The 23,960-nt window shown below is 68.7% G+C and carries 19 protein-coding genes and 1 pseudogene; 14 read left to right on the forward strand and 6 right to left on the reverse strand.

What is annotated here, in order from left to right:
• The 3 genes and pseudogenes from DVK07_RS14380 to DVK07_RS14390 form a co-directional block, all read left to right on the forward strand.
• A pseudogene (locus DVK07_RS14380) lies at window positions 1-155 on the forward strand (IS6 family transposase); the annotation flags it as partial.
• 342 nt (window positions 156-497) lie between these two features.
• Window positions 498-1,382, forward strand: a complete 885-nt coding sequence (locus tag DVK07_RS14385; protein WP_121597692.1) for a ParA family protein — start codon at window positions 498-500, stop codon at window positions 1,380-1,382.
• Window positions 1,382-1,903: a hypothetical protein gene (locus DVK07_RS14390; protein ID WP_121597693.1), complete on the forward strand. Its 522-nt coding sequence runs from the start codon at window positions 1,382-1,384 to the stop codon at window positions 1,901-1,903. The genes DVK07_RS14385 and DVK07_RS14390 overlap by 1 nt, the downstream gene beginning before the upstream one ends.
• 54 nt (window positions 1,904-1,957) lie before the next feature.
• On the opposite strand, the gene DVK07_RS14395 is transcribed toward DVK07_RS14390, so the two are convergent.
• The gene (locus DVK07_RS14395) at window positions 1,958-4,762 is read right to left on the reverse strand and encodes an HAD-IC family P-type ATPase (protein ID WP_121597694.1); all 2,805 of its coding nucleotides are present in this window, start codon (window positions 4,760-4,762) and stop codon (window positions 1,958-1,960) included.
• A gap of 176 nt (window positions 4,763-4,938) precedes the next feature.
• On the opposite strand from DVK07_RS14395, the gene DVK07_RS14400 reads away from it, so the two are divergent.
• The 5 genes from DVK07_RS14400 to DVK07_RS14420 all read left to right on the forward strand — a co-directional run bounded on the left by DVK07_RS14400 (window position 4,939) and on the right by DVK07_RS14420 (window position 11,616).
• Window positions 4,939-7,599, forward strand: a complete 2,661-nt coding sequence (locus DVK07_RS14400; RefSeq protein ID WP_121597695.1) for a cation-translocating P-type ATPase — start codon at window positions 4,939-4,941, stop codon at window positions 7,597-7,599.
• Between the two features lie 80 nt (window positions 7,600-7,679).
• The gene (locus DVK07_RS14405) at window positions 7,680-7,970 is read left to right on the forward strand and encodes a DUF211 domain-containing protein (protein ID WP_121597696.1); all 291 of its coding nucleotides are present in this window, start codon (window positions 7,680-7,682) and stop codon (window positions 7,968-7,970) included.
• 9 nt (window positions 7,971-7,979) lie between these two features.
• The gene (locus DVK07_RS14410) at window positions 7,980-8,558 is read left to right on the forward strand and encodes a VIT1/CCC1 transporter family protein (RefSeq protein WP_121597697.1); all 579 of its coding nucleotides are present in this window, start codon (window positions 7,980-7,982) and stop codon (window positions 8,556-8,558) included.
• A 76-nt stretch (window positions 8,559-8,634) separates the two neighbouring features.
• Window positions 8,635-10,851 carry a cation-translocating P-type ATPase gene (locus DVK07_RS14415; RefSeq protein WP_121597698.1) on the forward strand — a complete coding sequence of 739 codons (2,217 nt, stop codon included), beginning with the start codon at window positions 8,635-8,637 and terminating at the stop codon, window positions 10,849-10,851.
• Window positions 10,852-10,932: 81 nt separating this feature from the next.
• Window positions 10,933-11,616 carry a heme-binding protein gene (locus DVK07_RS14420; RefSeq protein ID WP_121597699.1) on the forward strand — a complete coding sequence of 228 codons (684 nt, stop codon included), beginning with the start codon at window positions 10,933-10,935 and terminating at the stop codon, window positions 11,614-11,616.
• 95 nt (window positions 11,617-11,711) lie between these two features.
• Here the strand turns inward: DVK07_RS14420 and DVK07_RS14425 are convergent, their stop codons facing one another.
• Window positions 11,712-13,439: an MFS transporter gene (locus DVK07_RS14425; RefSeq protein WP_121597700.1), complete on the reverse strand. Its 1,728-nt coding sequence runs from the start codon at window positions 13,437-13,439 to the stop codon at window positions 11,712-11,714.
• 7 nt (window positions 13,440-13,446) lie between these two features.
• A complete protein-coding gene (locus DVK07_RS14430; protein WP_121597701.1) occupies window positions 13,447-14,778 on the reverse strand; it encodes a metallophosphoesterase in 1,332 nt (443 codons plus the stop codon).
• Between the two features lie 375 nt (window positions 14,779-15,153).
• Here DVK07_RS14430 and DVK07_RS14435 point away from each other — a divergent pair, with 375 nt between their 5' ends.
• From DVK07_RS14435 to DVK07_RS14450, 4 genes are all read left to right on the forward strand, one after another.
• Window positions 15,154-15,615 (forward strand): DUF1269 domain-containing protein, encoded by a 462-nt coding sequence (locus DVK07_RS14435; RefSeq protein ID WP_121597780.1) that lies wholly within the window; start codon window positions 15,154-15,156, stop codon window positions 15,613-15,615.
• Between the two features lie 102 nt (window positions 15,616-15,717).
• Window positions 15,718-17,151: a TIGR00341 family protein gene (locus DVK07_RS14440; RefSeq protein ID WP_121597702.1), complete on the forward strand. Its 1,434-nt coding sequence runs from the start codon at window positions 15,718-15,720 to the stop codon at window positions 17,149-17,151.
• 6 nt (window positions 17,152-17,157) lie between these two features.
• Window positions 17,158-18,063, forward strand: a complete 906-nt coding sequence (locus tag DVK07_RS14445) for a hypothetical protein (RefSeq protein ID WP_121597703.1) — start codon at window positions 17,158-17,160, stop codon at window positions 18,061-18,063.
• Between the two features lie 469 nt (window positions 18,064-18,532).
• Window positions 18,533-18,865: a hypothetical protein gene (locus DVK07_RS14450; protein WP_199719526.1), complete on the forward strand. Its 333-nt coding sequence runs from the start codon at window positions 18,533-18,535 to the stop codon at window positions 18,863-18,865.
• A 42-nt stretch (window positions 18,866-18,907) separates the two neighbouring features.
• Here DVK07_RS14450 and DVK07_RS14455 read toward each other — a convergent pair whose 3' ends face one another.
• Together DVK07_RS14455 and DVK07_RS14460 are read right to left on the reverse strand one after the other, a co-directional pair.
• Window positions 18,908-19,246: a HalOD1 output domain-containing protein gene (locus DVK07_RS14455; RefSeq protein ID WP_121597781.1), complete on the reverse strand. Its 339-nt coding sequence runs from the start codon at window positions 19,244-19,246 to the stop codon at window positions 18,908-18,910.
• A 108-nt stretch (window positions 19,247-19,354) separates the two neighbouring features.
• Window positions 19,355-20,161 carry a TrmB family transcriptional regulator gene (locus DVK07_RS14460; protein WP_121597705.1) on the reverse strand — a complete coding sequence of 269 codons (807 nt, stop codon included), beginning with the start codon at window positions 20,159-20,161 and terminating at the stop codon, window positions 19,355-19,357.
• A gap of 293 nt (window positions 20,162-20,454) precedes the next feature.
• Here DVK07_RS14460 and DVK07_RS14465 point away from each other — a divergent pair, with 293 nt between their 5' ends.
• Both DVK07_RS14465 and DVK07_RS14470 read left to right on the forward strand, forming a co-directional pair.
• On the forward strand, window positions 20,455-21,285 hold the full coding sequence (locus DVK07_RS14465; protein WP_121597706.1) for a TrmB family transcriptional regulator: 831 nt from the start codon (window positions 20,455-20,457) through the stop codon (window positions 21,283-21,285).
• 392 nt (window positions 21,286-21,677) lie between these two features.
• Complete coding sequence (locus DVK07_RS14470) at window positions 21,678-22,904, forward strand: phage integrase SAM-like domain-containing protein (RefSeq protein WP_121597782.1); 1,227 nt, start codon at window positions 21,678-21,680, stop codon at window positions 22,902-22,904.
• Window positions 22,905-22,984: 80 nt separating this feature from the next.
• On the opposite strand, the gene DVK07_RS14475 is transcribed toward DVK07_RS14470, so the two are convergent.
• Window positions 22,985-23,914, reverse strand: a complete 930-nt coding sequence (locus tag DVK07_RS14475; RefSeq protein ID WP_121597707.1) for a glycosyltransferase — start codon at window positions 23,912-23,914, stop codon at window positions 22,985-22,987.
• Window positions 23,915-23,960 lie beyond the last annotated feature (46 nt).

Genomic DNA, 23,960 nt, shown 5'->3' on the forward strand with positions numbered 1-23,960 from the left:
TTCAACATGGAAATCGGAATGCTATCGAACGTGTCTTTTGGGAAATAGAACGCCGAACATCATCGTTTGCGAATAGTTTTAGCAATGTCGCGTTAGAGACAGCTCAAAACTGGCTCGAAGCCTTCGCCGTCTACCACAATTCACGCCAAACTTAACGCGACCGACGGCGGACGCCGCCTTCGGAACTTTCCGCAGTCGCCCGTGATAGCTTTCCACGACGCCGACCGCATGTTCCCGACCACCCACGACGCCAAGGAGACCACCTAATACCGGAATCTGATGTTCGGGTCGATCACCCGTACGACGTTTCAGACCCTTCTTCGGCCACTGTGCCCCGTGAGATAACTAAGACACACATCTGTGACGCACGCCTACGGCACAAGTCTAAGACACATATCTAAGACACTGGCGTAAGAAACTTATCTAAGAAAGATAGGTAAGACAGTAATCTGAGTGTCTGACGCACATTTATTACGCAAGACACGCATCTCACGTACATGCTAGCGTACACGGTATACAGCGAGGCGGGCGGCGTCGGGAAGACGTCGCTCGCGGTGAACGCCGCCGTCGCGCACCGGCGGGCGGGGCTCGACGTGCTCGTCGTCCCGCTGGACCCGCAGGACGGCGACCTGAGCCGGCTGCTCGGCGTCGACGGCGACAGGGCCGACCCGAGCGCCGACAGCCTCGTCCGGCACATGGTCGGGAGCCCTCGGGGTCCGTTCGAGGACCTCGTGGAGTCGGTCGAGGGGATCGACGTGGTCCCGGAACACAACTCGCTGTCCGACCTCACCCAACACTTGGACCGCGAACAGCAGAAGGCCGAGGACTTCGGCGACGCGTACAACGTTCACGCGCAACTGCGGCGGGTCCTCGGCGAGGCGGGCGTCCCGGACGAGTACGACATCCTGATCTGTGACCCGCCGGCGACCGAGGGGTCGCACCTCTACAACGCGATCTACGCGACGCGGAACCTGCTGCTTCCGATCGAACCGTCGGCCAAGGGACGCGCCGCGGTCGAGGGGCTCGAAGACCTCGCGACCAACTTCGCGGACCAGCTCAACATCGACGTCGGCGTGTTGGGCGCCGTCCCGATCGGGTTCAAGGCCACCCGCGACCAGGAGGCGATGTTGGAGTCGGTGCCGTACGAGGTCCCCGAGGTCATCGGCGACCGGACGTCGCTGATGGAGGGGTGTTGGCGCCAGCAGTGTTCGGCGTTCGAGTACGTCCGACGCCACCGGAATCGGCGCCGCGAGTACGAGGTCGAGACGCTCGCGCAGTTCGACCGCATCGCCCGGTTCGTCGAGCGACAGGGCGGCGTCGAGGCGCCGGCGCCGCCGGAGCCGGGCGCCGTGGACGAGGACGAACCGGAGGTGACCGTCTGATGGGCGGCTTCAAGAGCGGTGCGGCCGACGACGACTGGGGAGACGCGGCGTCGACCCCCGACTCCGGGTCGGCGGGCGATTCGGAGCAGGAGGGCGATTCAGAGCCGGGACGCGATTCGGATCCGGAGCGCGCGGAGACCGAGGCCGCCAGCTCCGCGCCGGCGGACGAGCGGTTCGACGGGTCCGGCGACCGCGGCCGTGACGGCGGCTCACGGTCGGCACGTGCCGGCACCCCCGGAGACAGCCCCCGAGCGACCGGTACGGACGCGCAGCCGCAGCGGCGCGATCTGCCGTGGACGCTGACGCGGAACAGCATCACCGACGGGCGCGACCAGACCGTCCAGCTCCACCTCCAGCGGTCGACGGTCGAGGCGCAGCGCGAGGCGGCGCGGACGCTCGAAGCGGAGCTGGGCGAGACGGTGAAGAAGGCCGACCTCCGCGAGGCCGCGCTGCTCGTCGGGCTCGAACGCCTCGACGAGGTCGCCGCGACGCTCCGGGAGTGGGGCTACGACCTCGACTGAGCGGCCGCCGGCGGCGAGGCCGTCGTACCGGCCGCCGCCCACCCCGACGCCGGACTACTCTTCTTGCTTCGCGTCGTCCGGCCCCCTTGTCTCTCCCGTGTCGCCGGGATCGCTGTGCCTCTTCTCTGAACGCGGCCGCGATTCCGAGGGAGAAGCCGACGAGTATCGCGCCCGCCAGCTCAGCTTGTGGAGCTCTATCGCGACCGCGATCGTCGCGGCCGTCGCGGCGAGGACGAGCCACAGCTCCCCGGCGACGGGCGCCGTGCCGAGGACGCGCTGTCCGGCCGGGAGATACATCGCGCCGACGTGGATCAGCAGCGCCGCGACGGTCCCGGTGAGCAGTATCGGGCTCCGCAGCGGCGAGAGCCGGAACAGCGAGGTCGTCTCGGACCGGGCGTTGCCGATGTTGACGATCTCGAATAAGACGATCAGTAGCAACAGGTGGTTCCGGGCGGCCGCCTCGGAGAGCCCGCGGTCCAGCAGCCAGTCGAAGGCGCCGAACCCGATCACGCCGATGACGAGCGCGGAGACGACCGTCCGCTCGATCATGACCCGATTGAATATCCGCTCGTCCGGCGGACGCGGGGGCCGCTCCAACACGTCTCCCTCCTCGGGCTCGAACGCCAGCGCGACGTCCTGAATCCCGTTGGTGACGAGGTTCAGCCACAGGATCTGGACGGGCAAGAGCGGAAGCGGCAGGCCGGCGGCGAGGCTCGACAGGACGAGCACCACCTCGCCGGCGCCGGTCGAGACGAGGAGGAAGACGATCTTCCGGACGTTGTCGAAGGCGACGCGCCCCTGCTTGATCCCAGCCACGATCGTCGCGAAGTCGTCGTCGCTGATGACGAGCTCGGCGGCGTCGCGCGCGACGTCGGTCCCCGTCTTCCCCATGGCGATGCCGATGTTCGCCTGCCGGAGCGCCGGCGCGTCGTTGACGCCGTCGCCCGTCACCGCCACGTAGTGACCCGCGTTCCGGGCGGCGCGCACGAGCGCGAGCTTCTGGTCCGGCGAGACCCGGGCGAACACCCGCGTCGCGTCGAGCAGCTCGGCGAGTTCGTCGTCGGTGGCGTCGGCCAGCTCGGCCCCAGTGGTGACCTCGTCGTCCGAGTCGGCGAGCCCGATCGTGCGAGCGACGGCGAGGGCGGTCTCCGGGTGGTCGCCGGTGATCATCGTCACGGCGACCCCGGCGCGACGCGCCGCGGCGATCGCGTCGGCCACGCCCGGTCGCGGCGGGTCTATCAGCCCGATCAGCCCCAGCAAGGTCAGATCGTCCGGGTCGCCGTTGTCGCCGCTGCCCGACGCCTCGCTGCCCGCCCTGCTTCGGGGAGCCGCCCCCTCGGCGACGGCGAGGACGCGGTACCCGTCGCGGGCCATCTCGGCCGCCCGCGATCGGAGCGTCGAGCGCGAGAACTCCCCGCCCGCGGCGTCGGTACACATCTCGATCACGCGCTCCGGGGCGCCCTTGACGAACGTCCGGTCCCCGTCCGCGGTCCGATGGACGGTCGCCGCGTATCGACGCTCGGGCTCGAAGGGGGTCTCGCCGACCTGCGGGCGCGACGCGACCGCCGACCCGCGGTCCACCCCGAGCTTGCGGCCGAGCGCGAGGAGCGCGACGTCGGTCGGGTCGCCGCGCCGTACCCACTCGTCCCCGCGCCGGTGGAGGTCGCCCTCGTTACACAGGACGGCCGCCGTGGCGAGCCGTGTGAGTTCGTCCTCGTGTGCCGGACTCGGCGGGCGGCCGTCCCGGAGCACCTCGCCGGCCGGGTCGTACCCCTCTCCGGTCACCTCGAAGTCGGCGCCGTCCGGGAGCCGGACCCGCTTTGCGGTCAGCTCGTTCGCGGTCAGGGTGCCGGTCTTGTCGGAGGCGATCAGCGTACAGCTCCCGAGCCCCTCGACGGCGACCAACCGTCGAACGATGACGCCGACCGCGGCCATGCGCCGGCTCGCCACCCCCAGCGCCACCGTGATCCCGACCGGGAGCCCCTCCGGGATCGCCGACACGGCCAGCGCCACCGCGAACAGGAACATCTCGACGGCGTCGTACTGGCGCACGAAGATCCCCAGCAGCGCCGTGGCCGCCGCGGCGGCGAGCACGGCGAGCCCGACGATGCGTGTGAACCGCTCCATGCGCGCGACGAGCGGCGGCTTCCCGCCCTCGACGGCGGTGACGTCCTCGGCCAGTCGCCCGACGACCGTGTCGGCGCCGGTCTCGACGACGACGCCGCGCCCGCGACCGCGAGCGACCACCGTTCCGGCGTACGCGGCGTTCCGTCGGTCCCCGAGCGGCGTCGCCTCGTCGCCCCGCCAGGCCTCGCGTTTCGACGCCGGCTCGCTCTCACCGGTGAGCGCCGACTCGTCGACTTCGAGCCCGCGCGTCGAGGACAGCCGGACGTCGGCGGGGACCCGCGAGCCCGATTCGAGGAGGACGACGTCGCCCGGAACGAGCTCCTCGCCGTCGACGTCTCGCACCTCTCCGTCGCGGACGACGGTCGCCCGCGTGCGGATGAGCTGACGGAGCGCCTGACTGCTGCGTTCCGCGCGCCATTCTTGAAGGCCGCCGACGAGCGCGTTCACAAGGAGTACCGCGGCGATGAACGCGGCGTCCGTCGTCTCGCCGATCCCGACCGAGACGAGCGCCGCCACCCCGAGGATGTAGATGAGGGGATTCCTGAACTGGCGGAGGAGGACCTGCCACGCGGTTACCGGCTTCGGCTGCGGAAGCCGGTTCGGCCCGTATTCGGCGCGACGGCGGGCGACCTCCTCGGAGCCGAGCCCCTCCGGGTCGGCCGCGAGCGCGTCGTACACCTCCTCGATGTCCCGCGAGTGCCAGGGCTCGCCGTCGGCGTCGGCAGCGGCCATCGGTTCCGAGGAGTACGCCTGCGAGCGACTTAGAACTCCGGACGAGGGGAACCGCCGTTCGCCGCGACCGAGCGGTCGTCGCTCCGTACCGCTCGCTCGGCGCGCCCGCTCGGCGCCGCGCGCGGCGGCCAGCGTCCGCGGCAAGTACCATTAGGGACGCCCGCGAACTACGAGGCGTGAGCGACCAGCCGCACAGCCGGCCGCCCGAGGCGGTGTTGGCGACCCATCAGAGCAGTCCGGCGGGGCTGACGGCCGACGAGGCCGGCGAGCGGCTCGCCGCGTCCGGGCGCAACGAGGTCACCGGGGCCGGCGGACGGACGCCGCGGGCGATCCTGCTGGCGCAGTTCGACAGCGTCCTCATCTGGGTCCTGCTGGCGGCGGCCCTGCTCTCCGCCGTGGCGGGACACGCCGTCGACGCCGTCCTCATCGTCGTCATCGTCGCCGTGAACGGGGTCTTCGGGTTCGTTCAGGACTACCGCGCCGAGCGGAGCCTCGAATCGCTCCGGCGGCTGACCGCGCCGACCGCGGTCGTCCGCCGCGACGGCGAGGCGACGGCGGTAGACGCCGCGGAGCTGGTCGTCGGCGACGTGATCGAACTGGGGAGCGGGGCCGTCGTCCCGGCCGACGGGCGGGTGATAGAGAGCGTCGACCTCGAGGTCGACGAGGCCGCGCTCACCGGCGAGAGCGCGCCCGTCGCGAAGTCGCCGGAGCCGGTCGACGCGGACGCTCCGCTCGCCGAGCGGGAGAGCATGGTGTTCGGCGGGACGAGCGTCACGCGCGGGCGAGGCGTCGCGGTCGTCACCGCGACCGGGATGGACAGCGAGGTCGGCTCGATCGCCCGCGAGCTCGCGGCCACCGAGGAGACGGAGACGCCGCTCCAGTCGGAATTAGACCAACTCGGCCGCCGGCTCGGCCTCGGCGTTTCCGTGCTGGCCGCGCTCGTGGTTCCGCTGCTGGTCGCGCGGGACACGCCCCTGGTCGAGTCCGGACTGACCGCGGTGTCGCTGGCCGTCGCCGCGATCCCGGAGGGGCTGCCCGCCGTGGTGACGCTGACGCTCGCGCTCGGCGTGCGGCGCATGGCCGCGGAGAACGCGCTCGTCCGTCGGCTGCCCGCCGTCGAGGCGCTGGGCTCGGTGAGCGTCGTCTGTACCGACAAGACCGGCACGCTCACCGAGGGACGGATGACCGTCAGCAGGGCGTGGACCCACGACGAGACGACGGACCTACGCGCCGTCGGCGCCCCGAACGGCGGCGAGCAGGTGGACGGGAACAGAACAGTCGGCGGGCCGGCCGACGGGGGCCGGACGCTCGACGGAACCGCGGCCGCCGAGGGGGTCGGTGAGGAGGCCTCGCCCGACCGCCTCTCCCTCCTGTTGCGGGCCGGGTCCCTGTGTAACGACGCCACCGCTGAGGCGGGCGACCCGACGGAGCGCGCGCTCGTCGACGCGGCCGCGACCCGCGGGATCGACGTCGACGCGCTCCGCGAGGCGAACCCGCGGACCGACGAGGTACCGTTCTCCTCCGAGCGGAAGTGGATGGGGACCGCCCACGGCGACGTCGGGTACGTCAAGGGCGCTCCGGCGGTCGTCCTGGAGATGTCCGACCGGATCCTCGCGGCCGACGGACCGACGGAGCTCACCCAGGAGGCGGCCGACGCGGTCCGCGAGCGCGTCGGGACGTTCGCCGACGACGCCCTCCGGGTGCTCGCGGTCGCCTACACCGACGACACCGAGACCCTCGGAGAGGGACTGGTGTTCGTCGGGCTCGTCGGACTGATCGACCCGCCGCGGGCGGAGGTCGCCGACGCCCTCGCGGCGACCGAGCGGGCCGGGATCGACGTGAAGATGATCACGGGCGACAACGTCCGCACCGCCGCCGCGGTCGCGGGATCGCTCGGCATGGACCGGACGGTCGTCGAGGGGCGCGAGCTCGATCGCTTAGACGACGCGGCGCTCGCCGAGCGGGTCGAGGCGGTCGACGTCTTCGCCCGCACGTCCCCGCAGCACAAGGTCCGCATCCTCCGGGCGCTCCAGCGGAACGGGCACGTCGTCGCGATGACGGGCGACGGCGTCAACGACGCGCCCGCGCTGAAGAGCGCCGACATCGGCGTCTCGATGGGGGTCCGCGGGACCGACGTGGCGAAGCAGGCGAGCGACGTGGTCCTGTTGGACGACAACTACGCGACCATCGAGCTGGCGATCGAGCGCGGGCGCGCCATCTTCGACAACATCTGGAAGTTCGTCGCCTTCCTGCTCAGCGCGAACGTCGCGGAGGTCGCGTTGGTCTTCCTCGCCTCGCTGTACGGGTACCTCGTGCTCCCGGCGGTCCAGCTGCTGTGGATCAACCTGCTCACCGACGGCCTGCCGGCGCTGGCGCTGGGGGCGGACCCGCAGAGCGGCGACGTGATGGAGCGGTCGCCGCGCGACCCAGAGACCGGCGTCATCGACCGGCCGATGGCGCTGTTCGTCGGCGGGGCCGGGACCGTGTCGACCGCGCTCATGCTCGGGCTGTTGTGGTACGCGCTCGACGGGGCGGCGGCGGTCACGCCGTACGCGATGACGCTGGTGTTCACGACGTTCGTCTTCCTCGAGTTCGAGAAGCTGTACGTCGTCCGCTGGCTGCGCGGCACCCCGACGCTCTCGAACCCGTGGCTCGCGCTCGCGGTCGGGGGGTCCGCGGCGTTACAGCTCGCCGTCCTCTACACCCCGCTCAACCGGTACTTCGGCACGGTGCCGCTGGCCGTCGGTGACTGGGCGCTGGTCGGCGCGATACTCTTCGCCGCGCTGCCGCTGTACGGCGCCGTCGCGGCGGCGGTCAGGCGGTCGACGGACTGGTGACTCCCCGAGAGCGAGCCTCTCGGAGGATTCACCGAGATCAGCCCCCGGCTTTACCACCGCAGGGAGCGACAACGGAAGGTATGGCCGCAGTCAGACGCGTCGTCCTCGACGTGCTGAAGCCGCACGACCCGCCCGTCGTCGAGTTCACGGAGCGGATCGCGGACGTCGACGGCGTCGACGGCGCCACGTGCTCGCTCATCGAACTCGATCAGGAGGTACAGAACGTCAAGGTCACCGTCGAGGGAGACGATCTGGAGTTCTCGGCGGTAGACCGGGCGGTGGCGGACCTCGGCGGGTCGGTCCACTCCGTCGATCAGGTCGCGTGCGGCGACTACGCTGTCGCCGACCGCCCGACCCTCCAGGACGGGTAGCCAGCGGCGATGTCGATCCGAGGGCTGTTGGGGCGTCTCGCCGGGAACGAGGACGTCCTCGCGATCTCCCGCCGGTACTTCATCTCGAACGGGTTCGACGGGACGCTCACGTGCGTCGGGATCGTCGTCGGGGCGGTCCTCTCGGGCGTTCCCGACGGCGCCACGGTCATCGCCATCGGCCTGGGCGCGGCGGTCGGGCTCGGCACGTCGGCCGTCTGGAGCGTCTGGGAGATCGAGCGCGCCGAGACGCGAGCCGAGATCCGGCGGATCGAACGGGCGATGCTACTGGACCTCGACGACACCCGCGTCCAGCGCGAACGGCGAGGCGCGAGGGTCGTCCACGCGACGATGAGCGGTCTCGGACCGCTCGTCGGGATCCTCGTCCCCCTGCTGCCGTTCGTCGTCGAGGGATCGCTGCTCACGATGACGGAGGCCGCGGCGGTCGCCGTCGGCCTCGGCGTCGGCGTGTTGAGCGCGTTCGGCGCGTACATGGGGTCCATCTCCGGGCAGCGATGGTACGTCGCCGCGGCCCGGATGGGGCTCGCGGGACTCGTCGTGGCCGCGATCAACCTCGTCCTTCCTGGGTGAGGGTCGGGGCGGTCGCCGGTCGCGAACGGCGACGGTCGCGGAAACGGTTATGTCGGTGACGGGTCACGGTTCGACAATGAGCGACCCGTCAGACTCCCGCGGCACGTCCCCGTCGGACGAGCCGTCCACCGCGACGTTCGAGGTCGAGCCCGCGGGGGGACGCAGCCGGGAGTCGACCGCGCTGTCGCTCGAACGGCGCCTCCGTCGCCTCTCAGGCGTTCACGACGCCGACGTCTCGCTCCGGGCCGGCGTCGTCACCGTCAGGTACGACGACGGCGTCGTCGGGACCGACGCCCTCGAACGAGCGATCAGCGAGTTCGGCGTGACGGTCCGAGAGGCGGACGGCGGGGCCGCGGACGACGGGACGAGCAGACGCTCGCTCCGGATCGAAACGGCGTTCGTCGCGATAACGTTCCTCGGAACGGTCGGGGGGCTGGCGACGGGCTGGGTCGACGGCCCGCCGGTCGCGGCGTCGGTGGGATACGGGCTGGCGTACGTGTTCGGCGGGTGGTACGGGCTCGTGGGCGCGGTCCAGACGCTCCGGCACCGGGCGGTCGACATCGATCTGCTGATGATCCTCGCTGCGCTCGGGGCGCTGTCGATCGGCGCGCCGTTCGAGGGCGCGATGCTGCTGTTCCTCTTCTCGCTTTCGAACGTCCTCCAGGACTACGCGATCGGGCGCTCGCGTCGGGCGATCCACGCGCTGATGAAGCTTCGGCCGGAATCGGCGCAGGTCCTCCGCGACGGATCGGAGGTGTCCGTCCCGGTCGACGAGGTCGAGGTCGGCGAGCGCTTCGTGGTCCGCCCCGGCGACCGCCTCCCGCTGGACGGCGTCGTCGCGGCCGGCGAGAGCACGGTCGACCAGTCGAGCCTCACCGGCGAGTCGGTCCCGGTCGCGAAGGGCCCCGGCGACGACGTGTTCGGCGGGACGATAAACGAGTCGGGGAGCCTCGAAGTCAGGGTCACTAACCGGGCGTCGGAGTCGGCCATCGCCCGGCTCATACACATGGTCGAGGAGGCGCAAAGCGAGCGGGCGCCGACCCAGCGGCTCATCGACCGCCTCGAACAGCCGTACGTCCTCGGCGTGCTCGCCATGACGGCGCTGGCCGTCGCCGTCCCGCTGTCGTTCGGGCGACCGTTCGACCCGACGTTCTACCGGGCGATGACCCTCATGGTCGCCGCCTCGCCCTGCGCGGTCATCATCTCGACGCCCGCGGCGGTGCTGTCGGCAATCGCGGCGGCGGCGCGGCAGGGCGTCCTGTTCAAGGGCGGGGAACACGTCGAGTCGGCCGCGACGATCGACGCCGTCGCGTTCGACAAGACGGGGACGCTGACCGAGGGGAACACGAAGCTGACCGACGTCCGCGTTCGCGACGGCGTCGACATCGACGGCGCGGAGATGACCACTGACCGGCTGCTGGCGTGGGCCGCCGCCGTTCAGGACCGCTCGGAACACCACCTGGCCCGGGCGACCGTCGACGGTGCGCGCGAGCGAGGACTCGACGTTCCCGACGTGACCGGCTTCCGGGCGACCGTCGGGAAGGGCGTCAGCGGCGTCGTTCGGGGACACACCGTCCATATCGGAAACAGGCGGTACTTCGAGACCGTCACGGAAGCGGGGCCGATCGCGGGGAGCGACGCCGGCTTCGAGGCGCTCGAAACCCTCCAAGACGAGGGGAAGACGAGCGTGCTCGTCGCGGTCGAGACCGACGAGCGCCTGCGCGTCGTCGGCTGGCTGGCGTTCACCGACACGCTCCGGCCGGGGGCGGCGGAGATGATCGCCGCGCTCCGGAAGCTCGGCGTCGAACACGTCGTCATGCTGACCGGGGACAACGAGGCCGTCGCCCGAGAGATCGCGGACGAGGTCGGCATCGACGAGGTCCGCGCGGAGCTGCTCCCGGAGCAGAAAGTCGCGATCGTCGAGGAGCTCGTCGACCGGTACGGCGAGGTCGCGATGGTCGGCGACGGGGTCAACGACGCCCCGGCCCTCGCGACCGCGACGCTCGGCGTGGCCATGGGCGGCGCGGGGACCGACGTCGCGCTCGAAACGGCCGACGTGGTGTTGATGGCCGACGACCTCGGGAAGATCCCGTACGCGTTCGGCCTCGGGCGGGCGACGCGCCGGACCCTCTCGACGAACTTCGTCGTCGCGTTCGGCGCCATCGCGGTCATGATCGCGGCGATCCTCGCCGCCGGGCTCCCGCTCCCCCTCGCCGTCGTCGGCCACGAGGGCTCGACGGTCGTCGTCTCGCTCAACGGCCTTCGGCTGCTCGGGTTCCGAAGCGACGGGTGACCGGCGCCGTCGGGTCCGGCCTCGATCCCCGGGGGTGCCGGCCGCCGATGGGTTTTCCACGCCCACCGACGTACGGAGCGTATGACACGTCGCTCCACGCTCGCTCTCGGTGCGGTCGGCCTGCTCGCCGCCGCGTTCGCGACCCGCCGCGTGATCCAAGACCGCCGGACGCCGCGGGTCGACTACGAGGTCATCGACCGGTTCGGCGACGTCGAGGTCCGGCGCTATCCGCCGTCGGTCGTCGTCGAGACGGTCGCACCGTCGGAGAACGCCGCCTTCCGGCGGCTCTTCGGGTACATCTCCGGCGAGAATCGGACGAGCGACGAGATTTCGATGACGGCACCGGTCGAGACCGAAAGCGGATCTGCCGGGACCGGAGACGGGCCCGATGAGATCGAAGGCGGATCCGGCGAGCGCATCTCGATGACGGCTCCGGTCGAGACCGAGGGCGACGCGGAGGGCGTGCGGATGGCGTTCTACCTGCCGGCCAAGTACGACTTCGACAGCGCGCCGCGACCGACGGACGAGTCGGTTCGGCTCGTCGAGCGGCCGGGCCGCGTCCTCGCCGCGCTCGGGTTCTCGTGGTGGGCGACCGACGACCGCGTGGCCCGGAAGACGGACGAGCTGCGCTCGTCGATCGCCGGCGCCGACGCCTACGAGGTGGCCGGCGATCCGGGCCTGCTCCGGTACGAGGGCCCGTGGGTGCCGCCGTTCCTCCGAACGAACGAGGTCACGCTGCCGGTGCGGCGCGTTCGGTCAGCGTGACGGCCCGAAGCGGCCGGTCGGCAGACGATCGGTGAGACCGCCCGTCGGTGTCGGGGCGGAGAGCGCCGCCGCCGGGCGCAAGCCGCGAGGTCCCGTCACGCCTCGTCGTCCTTTGCCGCGGCCGGTGGGTCGGAGTCGGGGTTCGTCGCCGCTTCGGTCCGGTCTCGCCCCCGCCGCGAATCCGGGAGGAAACTCGAGACGAGAAGGGTAGCGAGGACGAAGACGACGAGAACGACCAGCACGCTCCGCTGGGCGGCCACCATCGAGGCCCGGACGATCTCGACGAGTTCCCGCTGTATGTCCGGCGGCAGTCCCCTCACGAACGCCTCCTGTTGGGCCCGGGTCGTCGTCTCTCCGGCGTCAGCGAGTCTGACCGCCAACTGTCGGCGCTCGGCGCGCGTGACGGGGTCTCCCCCCGCGAAGATCCGAACCTCGGTGACCACGGTCCCGTAGAACTGCGACAGGAGGACCGACCCGGCGACGGCCGTCCCGAACGCGTAGCCGAGCTGGCTCAGCGAGTTGATGACGCCCGACGAGACGTCCGAGAGCGACCCCGGGGCAGCCGACATCGCGAGGTCTACGACCTGTCCGGTGAACAACCCGAGGCCCACTCCGACGACCGTCATCGGGACGACCAGATCCGGGATGGTCACGCCGAGGCCGGTCCGATCGACGAGGAGCACCAGCCCGACGGCGATCAGCGCGAGCCCGGTCTGGACGATGCGCCGTTGCGGGAGGTACGCCCGCCACCCGGTCGAGACCACCGCGACGACGAGCGTGGCGACGGAGAACGGCAGGAGCGCCACGCCGCTGTCGAACGCCGAGTAGCCGAGCGCGGACTGGAGGAAGACGGGCACCGTGAACATGAACCCGGCCAGGAACAGCGACTCGCTCGCGAACGTGAGCACGCCGACCGCGAACGTCCGGTTTCGCAGGGCGGTCACCGGGACCAGCGTCGGTCGGCCGGCGCGCTCCTCGCGGAACTCCCAGCGGACGAACGCGACGAGGAGCGCGATCCCGAGCCCGACGAACCAGACCGCCGGCGAGAGACCGAGCGGCTGGACGGGCGCCCCACCGACCGAGAGCGGACGGAGCGGACGTATCCAGCCGTAGCGCCCCGCGAGCAGCGACCCGCCGACGATCGCGACGACGGCGAGCACCGACAGGACCGTTCCCCCGGCGTCGAACTCGATCTTCGCCTCCGTGGGCCGAGACGGGAGATACCGGAGCGTCAACGCGACCACGACGACGACGAGGAGGAACTCGCCGATGAACCCCCAGCGCCAGCTGGCGAACGTCGTGAGCAGCCCGCCGAGGATCGGCCCGACGGCGACCCCGACCGCCGTGACCCCGCCGATGGCTCCGAACGCCGTCGCACGGTCGGTGCCGACGTAGTTCTCGACGACGATCGAGTAGGTGATCGGCAACAGGAGGGCGGCGGCGACGCCCTCGATCACCGACCAGCTGACGAAGAGCACGGGCATGCTCCAACTGAGCCCCGCCAGCAGCGTCCCGACGCTGTAGACGGCGAGCGTGCCGACGAGGAGCCGCCTGGTGTCGACCGCCGCCCGCAGGACGCCGCCCGGGATTATCAGCGCGGCCATCACCATCGAGTACGCGGCGATGGTCGCCTGCATCGCGCTGACGGTCGTGTCGAGATCGCGGACGATGGCCGGGACCGCGACGTTCATCATCGACGTGTCGAGGACGCCGAGGAAGAGGCTCGTCGCGGCGACGACCGCCGGCGCCCAGTACGCGACCCCCGACGCCTCCGCTCCCGGGTCCGACGGACCGCCCCCAGCGTCCTCGTCGTGACGTCTCATACAGTTACTACTCCCCCGGTTCGGACGCGACCGACTCTTCGTCGCCTTCGGCCGGGGGATCGACGACGGTCTCGGCCGGGGGCTTCGAGTCCGGTTTCGGCGCCCGGGTGAGCAGCCGCTGGAGGCGCGTCTCCTCGTTCGGATCCGACTTGTCTATCACGTCGTATTCGACGCGGACGCCGCCCGCGTCGGCCGCGGAGACCCGAAAGTAGTTGAGCTGATACGAGGCGTAGTACACCGGCGGGACGACGCCGATGATGGTTTCGACCCGCCGTAACCGTTTCAGCCAGGTTCCGGTGTTGAGGACGAGTCGCTCGTCGACCTCCGTCACCGAGGGCCGGTGCGTGTGCCCGTAGACGTAGACGGCGACGGCGGGGCTCTCGTCGAACACGGTCCGCGCCCTGTCGAGGTACTTCGCGGCGGGTTCCGCGTCGTCGTCCCCCGACTGTAGCAGGCCGAATCGCCGGAGGGTCCTCCGCACGTCCCGCGCGAACAGGTAGAGGGGGACCGATATCGCCACCAGCAACGCGATGAGGACGAGGTTCGCCGTGAGGACGACGTCGACCACCCGACCGACCGGACCGAAGAGACCGAGCGCGCCCTGAACGACCTCCATGGGGACAGACCAGACTCCGACCCTGTCGAGCGCGAAGACCGCGACGTACCACAGCGCCACGTTGAACAGCAGGAGGAAGGGAACGGCCACGAACCGGAGCCACGCGCTCATCTCCCGGTAGAAGTAGTTCGACATCATCCACTCGGGAATCCGGGTCATCGGGGTCACCGCCTGGATGTCTTTCAGCCAGTTGTACTTCCCGCGGCCGGACAGCCGGCCCGCTCGACTCGTGATCTGGCGGTTGACGAAGTACCCCGGCGGGTTCGCGTACGGGTTCCCGAAGTCCGGAATCCTGTTGTTCGGGTCCGCCTGCATCCCGTGTTCGACGTGGACGACGTGGTCGCCCACGTCGCGGGCGATGGACACCTCCTGCTCCAGTCGGACGTTGTACTCCGCCAGCCGGTCCACGTACTCGTCGTACGCCGCGAGTTCGTAATCGTGGTTGCCGGGGATGAGCGTGATCGGCACCGCCTCCCCGGTCGCCCGGAGCTGCTCGAACAGCCTCGGATAGCGGTCGAGGAGCGCGTCGAACTTCGCCGGCCCCTCGACCCGCGTGAACTCCCAGAGCCCGAACGCGTCGCCGTTGAGTATCAGTTCCGCGTCCTCGTCGGTCGCTTCCAGGTCGCGGAGGAAGGCGAGCAGCTCTTCGAGGAAGTCCACGTGCTCCAGTTGCTCGTCGCCGCCGATGTGGAGGTCGCTGACGAAGTAGTAGACGTCGCTCATCGGTTCCCCCCGATCCGTCCGTTCGGGGACGGCCGCACGGTCCGCCCCGACCGCGTGAGCAGGGAGCGCTCCATCCGACGTTCACCGAGCCGGCGTCCGAAACATGGTGCGGCCGAGGGGCTCGGTTCGGTTAAGTAGTACCCGGGTACCCGGGCGATCGCCCGCGCGTACCGGTGGCCGGTCGACCGTCGCCGTCGGACGGCTCGCTCCCGCCCGTGCGTTCCGGTCGCCTGCCACGGGACGAGCGTCCGATATTCCACGAGTCCGTCGCTCGAGGACTAACTCGGGCTTACTCGCGTTGGTCGACTTATTACAATATACGATGTCCCCGACGGGAGGGCCATGAGTTCACTCGTAGTGCTGGCGTTCGACGACATGGACGGCGCAGAGCAGATGCGCGACAAGCTGTACGACTTCCAGAAGCGAGAGCTGATACGGCTCGAAGACGCGGCGGTGGTCGTCCGCAACGAATCGGGCCGGGCGAAGGTCAAACAGGCGCACAGCCTCGTCGGCGCGGGCGCGCTGGGCGGCGCGTTCTGGGGGATGCTCATCGGCGTCCTCTTTTTCGCCCCCTGGCTCGGGCTCCTCGCGGGGGCCGCCGGCGGCGCGGTGTCGGGCAAACTCGGCGACATCGGGATCGACGACTCGTTCATCTCGGAGGTGGGAGACGCCATCCAACCGGGCGAGTCGGCGCTCTTCTTACTCGTTCGCGACGCGCAGCTGGACCGGATCGCCGCGGAGACCGACGAGCCGTTCGAGATACTCGAGACGAACCTCTCGCCCGAAGACGAGACCCGCCTCCGGGAGACCTTCGCCGCGGAAGAGGTCGCGGGATAGCTTCCGGTAACCGCACTCTGGATCCCGGCACACTGCGACCGACTCACCCGTCGACGGGTTCGCGGCCTCGCCGCTCGACCGCCCAACGAACTCAGCTATCCAATGCGTCTCGTCCAAGTCCTGATCCCCGAAGGGAACCGATCATCTGTCGTCGAAGCACTCGACGAGCAGGGGATCGACTACGCGGTATTCGACGAGGTGGGCCGCGGCGACTTCGAAGCGATGGTCCAGTTTCCCGTCCCGCCCAGCGGCGTGGAGCCGGTGATGGACGAACTCGTCGCCGCCGGCGTGCGCGAGGATTCGTACACGATCGTCTTACCGACCGAGACCGTCGTCTCCCCGCGCACCTCGGCGCTGTCCGAGCGGTTCCCGGGGCTCCGGATATCCCGGGAGGAGCTGTACGCGCGGGCGACGGACCTCGCGCCGGCGGACTCGACCTTCTTCGCGTTCCTCGTCCTGAGTACCGTCATCGCGACGACCGGGCTCCTGCTCGACTCCGCGGCGACGATAATCGGCGCGATGGTCGTCGCGCCGCTGATGGGCCCCGCCATCTCCGCCTCGGTCGGGACGATCCTCGACGATCCCGAGATGGCCGCTCGCGGCGTCACGCTCCAGGTCGCGGGGCTGCTCGCGGCGATCCTCACCGCGGCGGTCCTCGGGTGGCTGCTCCGGCAAACGGTGCTCATCCCGCCCGCGCTCGACGTCCGCTCCATCCCGCAGGTGGCGGAACGGACGAGTCCGAACGTCCTGTCGCTGTTCCTCGCGCTCGGGTCGGGCATCGCCGGATCGTTGAGTATCATGCGCGGCTCGGGATCGACGCTCGTCGGCGTGGCGATCGCCGTCGCGCTGGTCCCCCCCGCCGCCGCGTCCGGGCTGGGCCTCGCATTCGGCCTCCCGGGGGTAGCCGTCGCCGCGGCGGTGCTCGTGGTCGTGAACCTCCTCGCTATCAACGTCTCCGCGCTCGTCCTGTTCTACCTCGCCGGGTTCAAGCCCCTCGACGCGGGACGGTTCGAGGGAGTCAAATCGTCGGTCGTCTCGCGCGTCGTCGTGATCGCGATCGCCATCGCCGTGCTCTCGATCGCCCTCGGGGCGGTGACGTACGCGACGTTCCAGACCCAGTCGTTCGAGCAGGAGGCCCGGGGCGAACTCCGACAGCAGTTCGAGGAAGCGGACATCGAAGCGGTCGAACTCGTCTCCGTCACCGTCGACTACCGGCCGATCGACCTGGTGCTCGGGAACCGACCGCAGGTCGATGTCCTCGTCGCGATCCCGCGGAGCCTCGCGGCACCGCCCGACTTAGCCCGGCGGTGGGACGAGCAGTTGACCGCGGAGCTCGACCGCGAGGTCACCGTTCGAGTCGGGTTCCTCGAGACGCAGGTCTCCGATCAGGGGGCGGGGGCGACTCAGACGCGGAACACCGCTGCGTCCAGCGTGCCTCCTTTATACCCGACACGGGCGTTGAAACCGCAGAGTAGCTGCGGTGGCGAGCGGGAGCCGGTCAGCGACGACATAACTATGCTCCCGCCGCGAGCGTGACCGGACATGAGAGACCGGTATCGCTTCGCGCTCGCGCTCGCCGCGGCCGTCGCCGTCGCCCTGCTCGCCGCGTACGCGGTCTTCGCGGGCGTCCTGATCGGGTCGGACGTGGCCTCGTATTCCTCCGACGGCGTCGTCGTGTCGGACCTCTCGTACGAGACTGCCCTCGAACGGGCCGCCGCGGCCGGGTACGCGGTGGAACGCGTCGGATCGAGCGGGTTCCACCCGGAGGGGATAGCCGAGCTCGACGACGAACTCGGTCCGGGGTACGAGGCGTTCAGAGTGACGTTCGACCGCTCCGACGCGAAGCGACTGTGGGCCACCTTCTACGCCGACGAGGGGGCCACGGTCGTGACGCTCTTCGCGGACGACGTTCGCGGCGAGTTCACCGTCGGGGACCTCCCGCCCGACGAGTGGCTCGTCGACCGGCTCACGCTGCTGTTCGAGATGGACGACGCCACCGCGGAACGCTACGTGGCGGAGCTGAAGACGGACGTTCGGACCGGCGACCCCGAGGAGCCGGGTGCGGGCGCGCCGAGCGTCCGCATCGACGAACCGGTCGCCTTCCGGGCGGCGTACGACGATCTGACGACCCGGGCGACGGCCGTCAACGCGACCTCCGAGCCCGGCTCCGGGTGGCACGTCCGGGAGTACTACGCGGACGGCGAACGGCTCGGCAGCGCCGAGTTCGTCCTCCCGCGGGCGACCGTCACGCACGAGGCGAACGGGTACGCGTACCGCGTCCACCTCGACTACCACGGCGGCGTCGCGGTCGACGCGCGGACGCGCGCCTCGCGGTCCTTCGAGGAGGCGGACGTCCGTGCGGTCGTGAAGACGATGTTCGAGGCGATGGGGATCCCGCCGGAAACGGCCGATCACCTGCGGTTCGAGTACCGCGGAAGCGTGTGGTAGCCGACAGCTCCGGGCCGGTCCCGGATCCGACGGGGCGAGCGCTCGAAGCAAGCACTCGACGACACGCTGCCCGACGCGATCGAACGTTTCAGGCAGATGGCGTATTTTAAGATTGACCGTTCGAGAGCGCAAATTCGACGTAACCAATATAGTACGCTTCCCCGGCGGCCAGACCGCATACTCAAAAAACAGATATGATTCAAACTAATAGAGCGATCTCACGTACTATGTGTCACAAAACTGGATAACTATTTAAAAATATACCATTATAAATGCTGGTAGGAGACAGAGCAAATAGCTATAATATGTACTTTTTTAAAATATCTAACGAAAATCAGGTATTTACGTCCCGTACAATCCGTACACTTTGAGGATTCGGGTTAACGACACGGGTTTCCCCCGAGGGTGTGAAGTATCAGATCCATGTTCGTGCGAATCGATGTCCCGACTGGACATGGTGGGACTACTCATGAGCAACACGGAACAGCAGATAACGACCGAGACGGCATTAGAGCTGCTGGCCAAACAGCAGCGACGACGGATCCTCCGACGTGTAGCTGACACGCCCGGGGAGACGCCAGTCGATCGACTCAGTAACGGTTCGCGAGAGGGAGATTCGCCGCCCCCGGACGACGACAGTTCCCCGGAACGGGGGCGTATCGAGCTTCACCACGTTCACCTACCGAAGTTACAGGAGGCGGACGTGATCGAGTACGACGCCGACCGAGGCGTCGTCCGTCGAGGCCGAGAGTTCCGAGACGTGTTCGGACTGCTCGAGACCATCGACGAACACCGAGAGTGACACTGACGACAACGTTCCGATCGCGGATCCGTTCCGTACCTCCTATGCGTCGTCTTCTGCCGTGAGTTCTGCGTCGACGTGGACCTCTATACTGCCCTCGCCGTCGACCCAGACGGTGGTACCGGCGTACCGGAACGATATCGATACCGACGGCGCCTTGTTTTTAAGTATTGCGTCGAGCGCGTCCGTGTCGATGGTCTTCTGTAACAGCGGGAGCTCGGTCACGGGCCGATTCGTGGCGGCGGCGACCGCCTCGACGACCACCACGCTGGGTTGGTCCGACAGCTGCCAGTCGTGCCGAACCGTCGTGCGGTTCGCGCCCGTGCGTTCCGACCCTCCGGGCGCGTCAGAACCCCTTCGCCTGTCCGTCTCGTCACACATCATCGCTCACCGGCCGGTAAGCCGAAAGCGTCAACGGGGGTGACTGATACGGTCTCTGGTCTCAAACGTCGAATTCGGGTCACTTCGTTCATCTCTCTTCCTGTGTTCCTACTCACCGTTCGAGTCACGGTCCTCATCCAGTTGCCAGGTAAACAGCGCTTTCAGGACGACGACCAGGCTGTTCGTCGAGCCCACGCCCCAGATCGCGGTTTCGTCGCGCGGTTCCGGCGGGTACTCACCCTTGCCGTCGACGAGGACGCTCACGAGCGTCTTCTCCTGATCCACCATGAGAAGCCGGCCGGCGGGTGTGTCCGACCAGTCCCACAGCGACTCGAACGGCTGCGCCGCGGGGACGTCCCGTCCGAATCGGTCTTCGATCGACTCCGACATGTCCGCCAGACGAATCGAGACCCCCTCGTCACTCGCTCGGGATAAGGCCTCGCCGATCTCGTCCGTGAGCAGTTCCCCGACGGTCACGTAGACGACCTCGTCGTCGGCCGCCGAGATGAAATCGATCACGCGGTCGGTCACGGCTTCCCGCCCGGTAACCGTCCAGACCCCGCGCTGCTCGGTGGACCGGTTCGCGTCGTCGAGCCGATCGAGGGCGTCTGTCAGGGTCGACACGCGGTGTTCGTACTCCCGTTCGAAATGTCGACCCGTCGTCTCGGACGAGATCGCCCAGAACTGCTTTGGGTTCGAACGTTTCACGTCGACGAGGCCGCGTTCACGGAGTTCGTCGGCCGCGTCGTAGACGCGCGTGCGGGGAACGTCGGCGAGGTCGCTCACGTCTTGGGCGGTCGCTTCACCGAGCGTCACCAGCGCGACGAACGTCCGAGCGGCGTAGGTACTGAGCCCGAGGGACTTCAGCTGTTCGACAGCTGTGGACCGTGCTTTGCTAGATGGGTCGTCGGACATTCGTTCGTCACCGGTTCGGTGAAAACCACCGGGTGTGGTGGTTTTTGACGTGTGACGACAGAGAGGTTGGGACCAAATCTGAGGTCACACGCCGTGATAGCATCCGTGCTACCCGCTTATAGATGTATTGTGATTAACTGAGTGAACGACTGAATCGCACTGCCTTCGCTGCGACCGGACGGCTCGAATACGAATTTATTGTGTGATTATCTGGGTTACACAGTCATTCCCCAGTGCGACGTACTAAACACCTAGGAGACGAACGGGGCGGTAGCGTTCGAGGTTGGGACCAAATGGACGATATTACAAACCAAGAGCAAGCGATCGAACTACTTCAGCAGCTCGGGCTCAAAGAGTACGAGGCCAAGTCGTTCGTGGCGCTCGCGCGCCGGCAGCGCGGGACGGCCAAGGACATCAGCGATACCTCCGAGGTGCCACGAACGCGCGTCTACGACGCGATTCGCGTGTTGGAGTCGAAAGGGCTGGTGGAGACGCAGCACTCGAATCCGCAGGTGTTTCGAGCGGTCTCCGTCGACGAGGCCGTCAACACGCTTCAGTCGGAGTACGTCGAACGGACCGAGTCACTTCGGAACACCCTGAGCGGGCTTGACCCGATCGACGGTGACGAACAGACGGAGACCACCCACGAGGTGTGGTCCATCTCCGGGGACCAAGGCATTACGAGCCGGACACGCCAGCTCATCGAGGGAGCGACTGAGGAGTTGATCCTCGTGATCGGCCACGAGGGGGTCTTCACCGACCAGTTAGTCGAACAGCTACAGCTGGCCCGGGAGCGAGACGTGAAGGTCATCATCGGGACGGTCGACGACGAGCTTCGGACCACGGTTCAGGACGCACTCCCGGATACCGAAGTGTTCGTGTCGGAACTGGAGTGGTTGAGCCGGTCACCGCTGCCGGACGACGACACCGAGATCAGTCGCCTGTTGCTGGTCGACCGCGAGGCGATCCTGGTGAGCTCGTTCACCGAAACGACGGCGGACGGCCGTGGGCACGAACAGGGGGTCTTCGGTCGGGGATTCGACAACGGGCTCGTCGCGATCACTCGACGACTGATGGCGACGGGACTCCCCTCCGTGAACGACCCCGAAACCGAGAGGGCTTGAGTTGTACTCGTAGGCCACGGCCGAAGTTCGGCTAACCGGCAGTTAAGCGGAAGTCGCCGGCAGCTGACCGGTCGACACCGTTCTCCTTTTCGATCCAAAACTGGCCCATCCTCTGAGCCCGTGGGGCAACCTCACGTTCGGAAGTTTGTATAGCGATATACAATATATATTTATTTGTAGTGCGGAATTCAGACGCTAAGAGGCCCCATATCCCCGAATTCTTCCGATGAGTCGAATACGATAAGTGGTCCTGATTATGCTCGTAATCACGACCACTTTGAAGTACCCCGCCGCCGTCGGTGAAGCACGAATGCTGCAACCGCCTCACGACGGCGCTTCCCCCGGGGTAGAGGCACCGAGACCGGGTCCGCAGGACAGTGGAGGGCCAGTGGATGCCTGAACGAGCGCTTTCGACGCAACTCGACGACAGCTTCGAGCGCTACCTCCAGGACAAGGGGAAGGGCCGCGGGGGCGACGGCGGGAACTACCGACGGAACGCCGCCCGCGAACTGGAGCGGTTCGCCGAGTGGGCCGCCGGCGACCGCGGCGCCGACGACTGGACCGGGATCGTCCCCGACGACGTCGGCCGGGACCCGACCTTCGACGATCTCGACGAACGCGTCTTCCGCGAGTACGCTCGCCATCTCGCCGGTGACCGTGGACTCAAACAGAACACGGTGCAAACCTACTACCGCTATATCTCCGCGTGGTGCGGGTGGTGCGTCAACGAGGGGTACCTCGAAGCGCACTACGCCCAGCGGGCGAGTGCGATGGCGCCGCTGCCGGAGGACGACGGCCGCAAGCCCGGCGACCAGCAGGCCTGGACGTCCGAGCAGCGCCACGCGATCACTCGACACGTCGACGAACAGGCACGCGCGGCCATCGAGGCGTACACGACGCTCCCGGACGACGCTGCCCCCCTCGACAAGCAGCGGGCACGCTACGAAGCGCTGAAGGCGGCTCGCGACCGAGCGCTGGTGTTCGTCCTCGCGTACACCGCCGTCCGCGTCGGGGAACTCCTCCGGGATCCGAACGACCCGCGTCGACGCGGCGTCCGCTGGGAGGACCTCTCGCTCGACGACGGGAGTATGGACGTCTACCGGAAGAAACAGCAGTGGGACGCCGCGAGCCTCCCCGATCCGGTACTCGCACCGCTCCGGAGCTACCGTCAGCTGATGGACCCACCGACGGAGCGGTGGCCGGTGTTCCCGACGTTCGATCAACGAACGCTCGCGGGGCTCGTGCGTGACGAACTCGCCGACAGGGGGGTGCGTCCCGAAGCGATCGATGCGCGCCGCGACGAGTACGCCCGCGACCTCCTGTTGGCGCTCGACGAGGACGTCCGTCCGCCGTCGATCACGACGGACGGTGCCCGGTCGGTCCTTCGGCGACTCTCCGACGCCGCGGCGGTTGACATCGACCACCCGAAACACGACTACCTCGCACCGCACGGCGGCCGTCGGGGGATGGGTGAAGTCCTCGTCCGCGCGTTCGGCTACACGGTCGCGGCTCGGTATCTCGACAACTCGGAGGAGATGGTCCGGGAGCGGTACTCGCACATCGAGGCCGGCGAACTCGGTGACGTCGCCACCGAGGCGCTCTCGGAGATCGACGGATGACGGCCGTCTCGTCGGCCACCGCTCGTCGGCGCGAACGAAACCGATAGCTTGCGATCCAGAACCGACCGACGACACTCCCCTCAGGCGACCTCCCGGTAGACCGCCTCGATGCGGTCCAGTTGGTTTTCGAGACGGAGGTCGGCGACCGCTTCTCGCCCGTTTGAACGCTTCCCGTCCCGTAAGACCTCCACGAGGCCGTCTGCGAGTTCCGCGTCGGAACGCCCCACGACGGAGCGGCTCACGCCGTCGAGCCGGTGAGCGAGGTCGCCGACGTCCGTCGAGACGACCGGGAGGTTACACGCCAGCGCCTCCTTCACCGTGTTCGGCGACCCCTCCCGCTTCGATACCAACAGCATCGCGTCTGCGGCGTTCATGTACCACGGCACGCGCTCGTGTGGCACGCCGGACATCGTGTGAAGCGCCACGCGGGGGTCGAGCCTCGCGCGCGCCAGTTCCACGATGCGCTCCGCTCGCGGGAAATCTTTCACCGATCGAGAGGGACCGTACGGAAACAACACGTGACGCGCCTCGCCGTCCCACCCGACTCTCCCTCGCGCTTCCGTCCGCGACAGCGGGCGGAACGTGTCGAAGTCGACGCCGTGGGGGATCACGTGACAGTCGCGGTCGACGAGGTCGGCCATCTCCTCGGACATCACCACGACGGCGTCCGCGTACCTCGCACAGACGCGGCTGAGCCGCGACACGTCGCCCGTGAGGTCGCTCCCCCAGAACGTCAGCACCGCGGGCCGGAACGGCTGGACGACCGCCGGCGGGGCGGTCAGCCCGTAATTTGCGTGGACGAAGTCGTAGTTCCCGGCGGCGGCCAGCACCGCGCGGGGGTAATACCGCAGATAGGCTGACGCGGGACGGCGACCGGTCTTCGTCCCGTCGTTAACGCGCTGCCCTGGCACGGAGAGCACGTCGACGTCGTGACCACGGCCGCGAAGTCCGGCGATCTGCTGTCGGTAGAAGTTCGCGTTCTCGCTGGTGACGAGACTGAGGACGCGCATCAGAAGGGGTCGGAGCGCGCCGGTAACCCGGCTCGACGGCCTGTCG

This window comes from Halorubrum sp. Atlit-26R (assembly GCF_003666015.1).
Classification (GTDB): Archaea; Halobacteriota; Halobacteria; order Halobacteriales; family Haloferacaceae; genus Halorubrum.

What these genes read in the sequence shown, in the direction of transcription:
- DVK07_RS14460 (WP_121597705.1), bottom strand. Translation starts at nt 20,161, where the DNA reads ATGTCCGACGACCCATCTAGCAAAGCACGGTCCACAGCTGTCGAACAG.
- DVK07_RS14405 (WP_121597696.1), top strand. Translation starts at nt 7,680, where the DNA reads ATGGCCGCAGTCAGACGCGTCGTCCTCGACGTGCTGAAGCCGCACGAC.
- DVK07_RS14475 (WP_121597707.1), bottom strand. Translation starts at nt 23,914, where the DNA reads ATGCGCGTCCTCAGTCTCGTCACCAGCGAGAACGCGAACTTCTACCGA.
- DVK07_RS14420 (WP_121597699.1), top strand. Translation starts at nt 10,933, where the DNA reads ATGACACGTCGCTCCACGCTCGCTCTCGGTGCGGTCGGCCTGCTCGCC.
- DVK07_RS14455 (WP_121597781.1), bottom strand. Translation starts at nt 19,246, where the DNA reads ATGTGTGACGAGACGGACAGGCGAAGGGGTTCTGACGCGCCCGGAGGG.
- DVK07_RS14445 (WP_121597703.1), top strand. Translation starts at nt 17,158, where the DNA reads ATGAGAGACCGGTATCGCTTCGCGCTCGCGCTCGCCGCGGCCGTCGCC.
- DVK07_RS14435 (WP_121597780.1), top strand. Translation starts at nt 15,154, where the DNA reads ATGGACGGCGCAGAGCAGATGCGCGACAAGCTGTACGACTTCCAGAAG.
- DVK07_RS14425 (WP_121597700.1), bottom strand. Translation starts at nt 13,439, where the DNA reads ATGAGACGTCACGACGAGGACGCTGGGGGCGGTCCGTCGGACCCGGGA.
- DVK07_RS14440 (WP_121597702.1), top strand. Translation starts at nt 15,718, where the DNA reads ATGCGTCTCGTCCAAGTCCTGATCCCCGAAGGGAACCGATCATCTGTC.
- DVK07_RS14395 (WP_121597694.1), bottom strand. Translation starts at nt 4,762, where the DNA reads ATGGCCGCTGCCGACGCCGACGGCGAGCCCTGGCACTCGCGGGACATC.
- DVK07_RS14465 (WP_121597706.1), top strand. Translation starts at nt 20,455, where the DNA reads ATGGACGATATTACAAACCAAGAGCAAGCGATCGAACTACTTCAGCAG.
- DVK07_RS14415 (WP_121597698.1), top strand. Translation starts at nt 8,635, where the DNA reads ATGAGCGACCCGTCAGACTCCCGCGGCACGTCCCCGTCGGACGAGCCG.
- DVK07_RS14430 (WP_121597701.1), bottom strand. Translation starts at nt 14,778, where the DNA reads ATGAGCGACGTCTACTACTTCGTCAGCGACCTCCACATCGGCGGCGAC.
- DVK07_RS14470 (WP_121597782.1), top strand. Translation starts at nt 21,678, where the DNA reads ATGCCTGAACGAGCGCTTTCGACGCAACTCGACGACAGCTTCGAGCGC.
- DVK07_RS14385 (WP_121597692.1), top strand. Translation starts at nt 498, where the DNA reads ATGCTAGCGTACACGGTATACAGCGAGGCGGGCGGCGTCGGGAAGACG.
- DVK07_RS14410 (WP_121597697.1), top strand. Translation starts at nt 7,980, where the DNA reads ATGTCGATCCGAGGGCTGTTGGGGCGTCTCGCCGGGAACGAGGACGTC.
- DVK07_RS14450 (WP_199719526.1), top strand. Translation starts at nt 18,533, where the DNA reads ATGAGCAACACGGAACAGCAGATAACGACCGAGACGGCATTAGAGCTG.
- DVK07_RS14390 (WP_121597693.1), top strand. Translation starts at nt 1,382, where the DNA reads ATGGGCGGCTTCAAGAGCGGTGCGGCCGACGACGACTGGGGAGACGCG.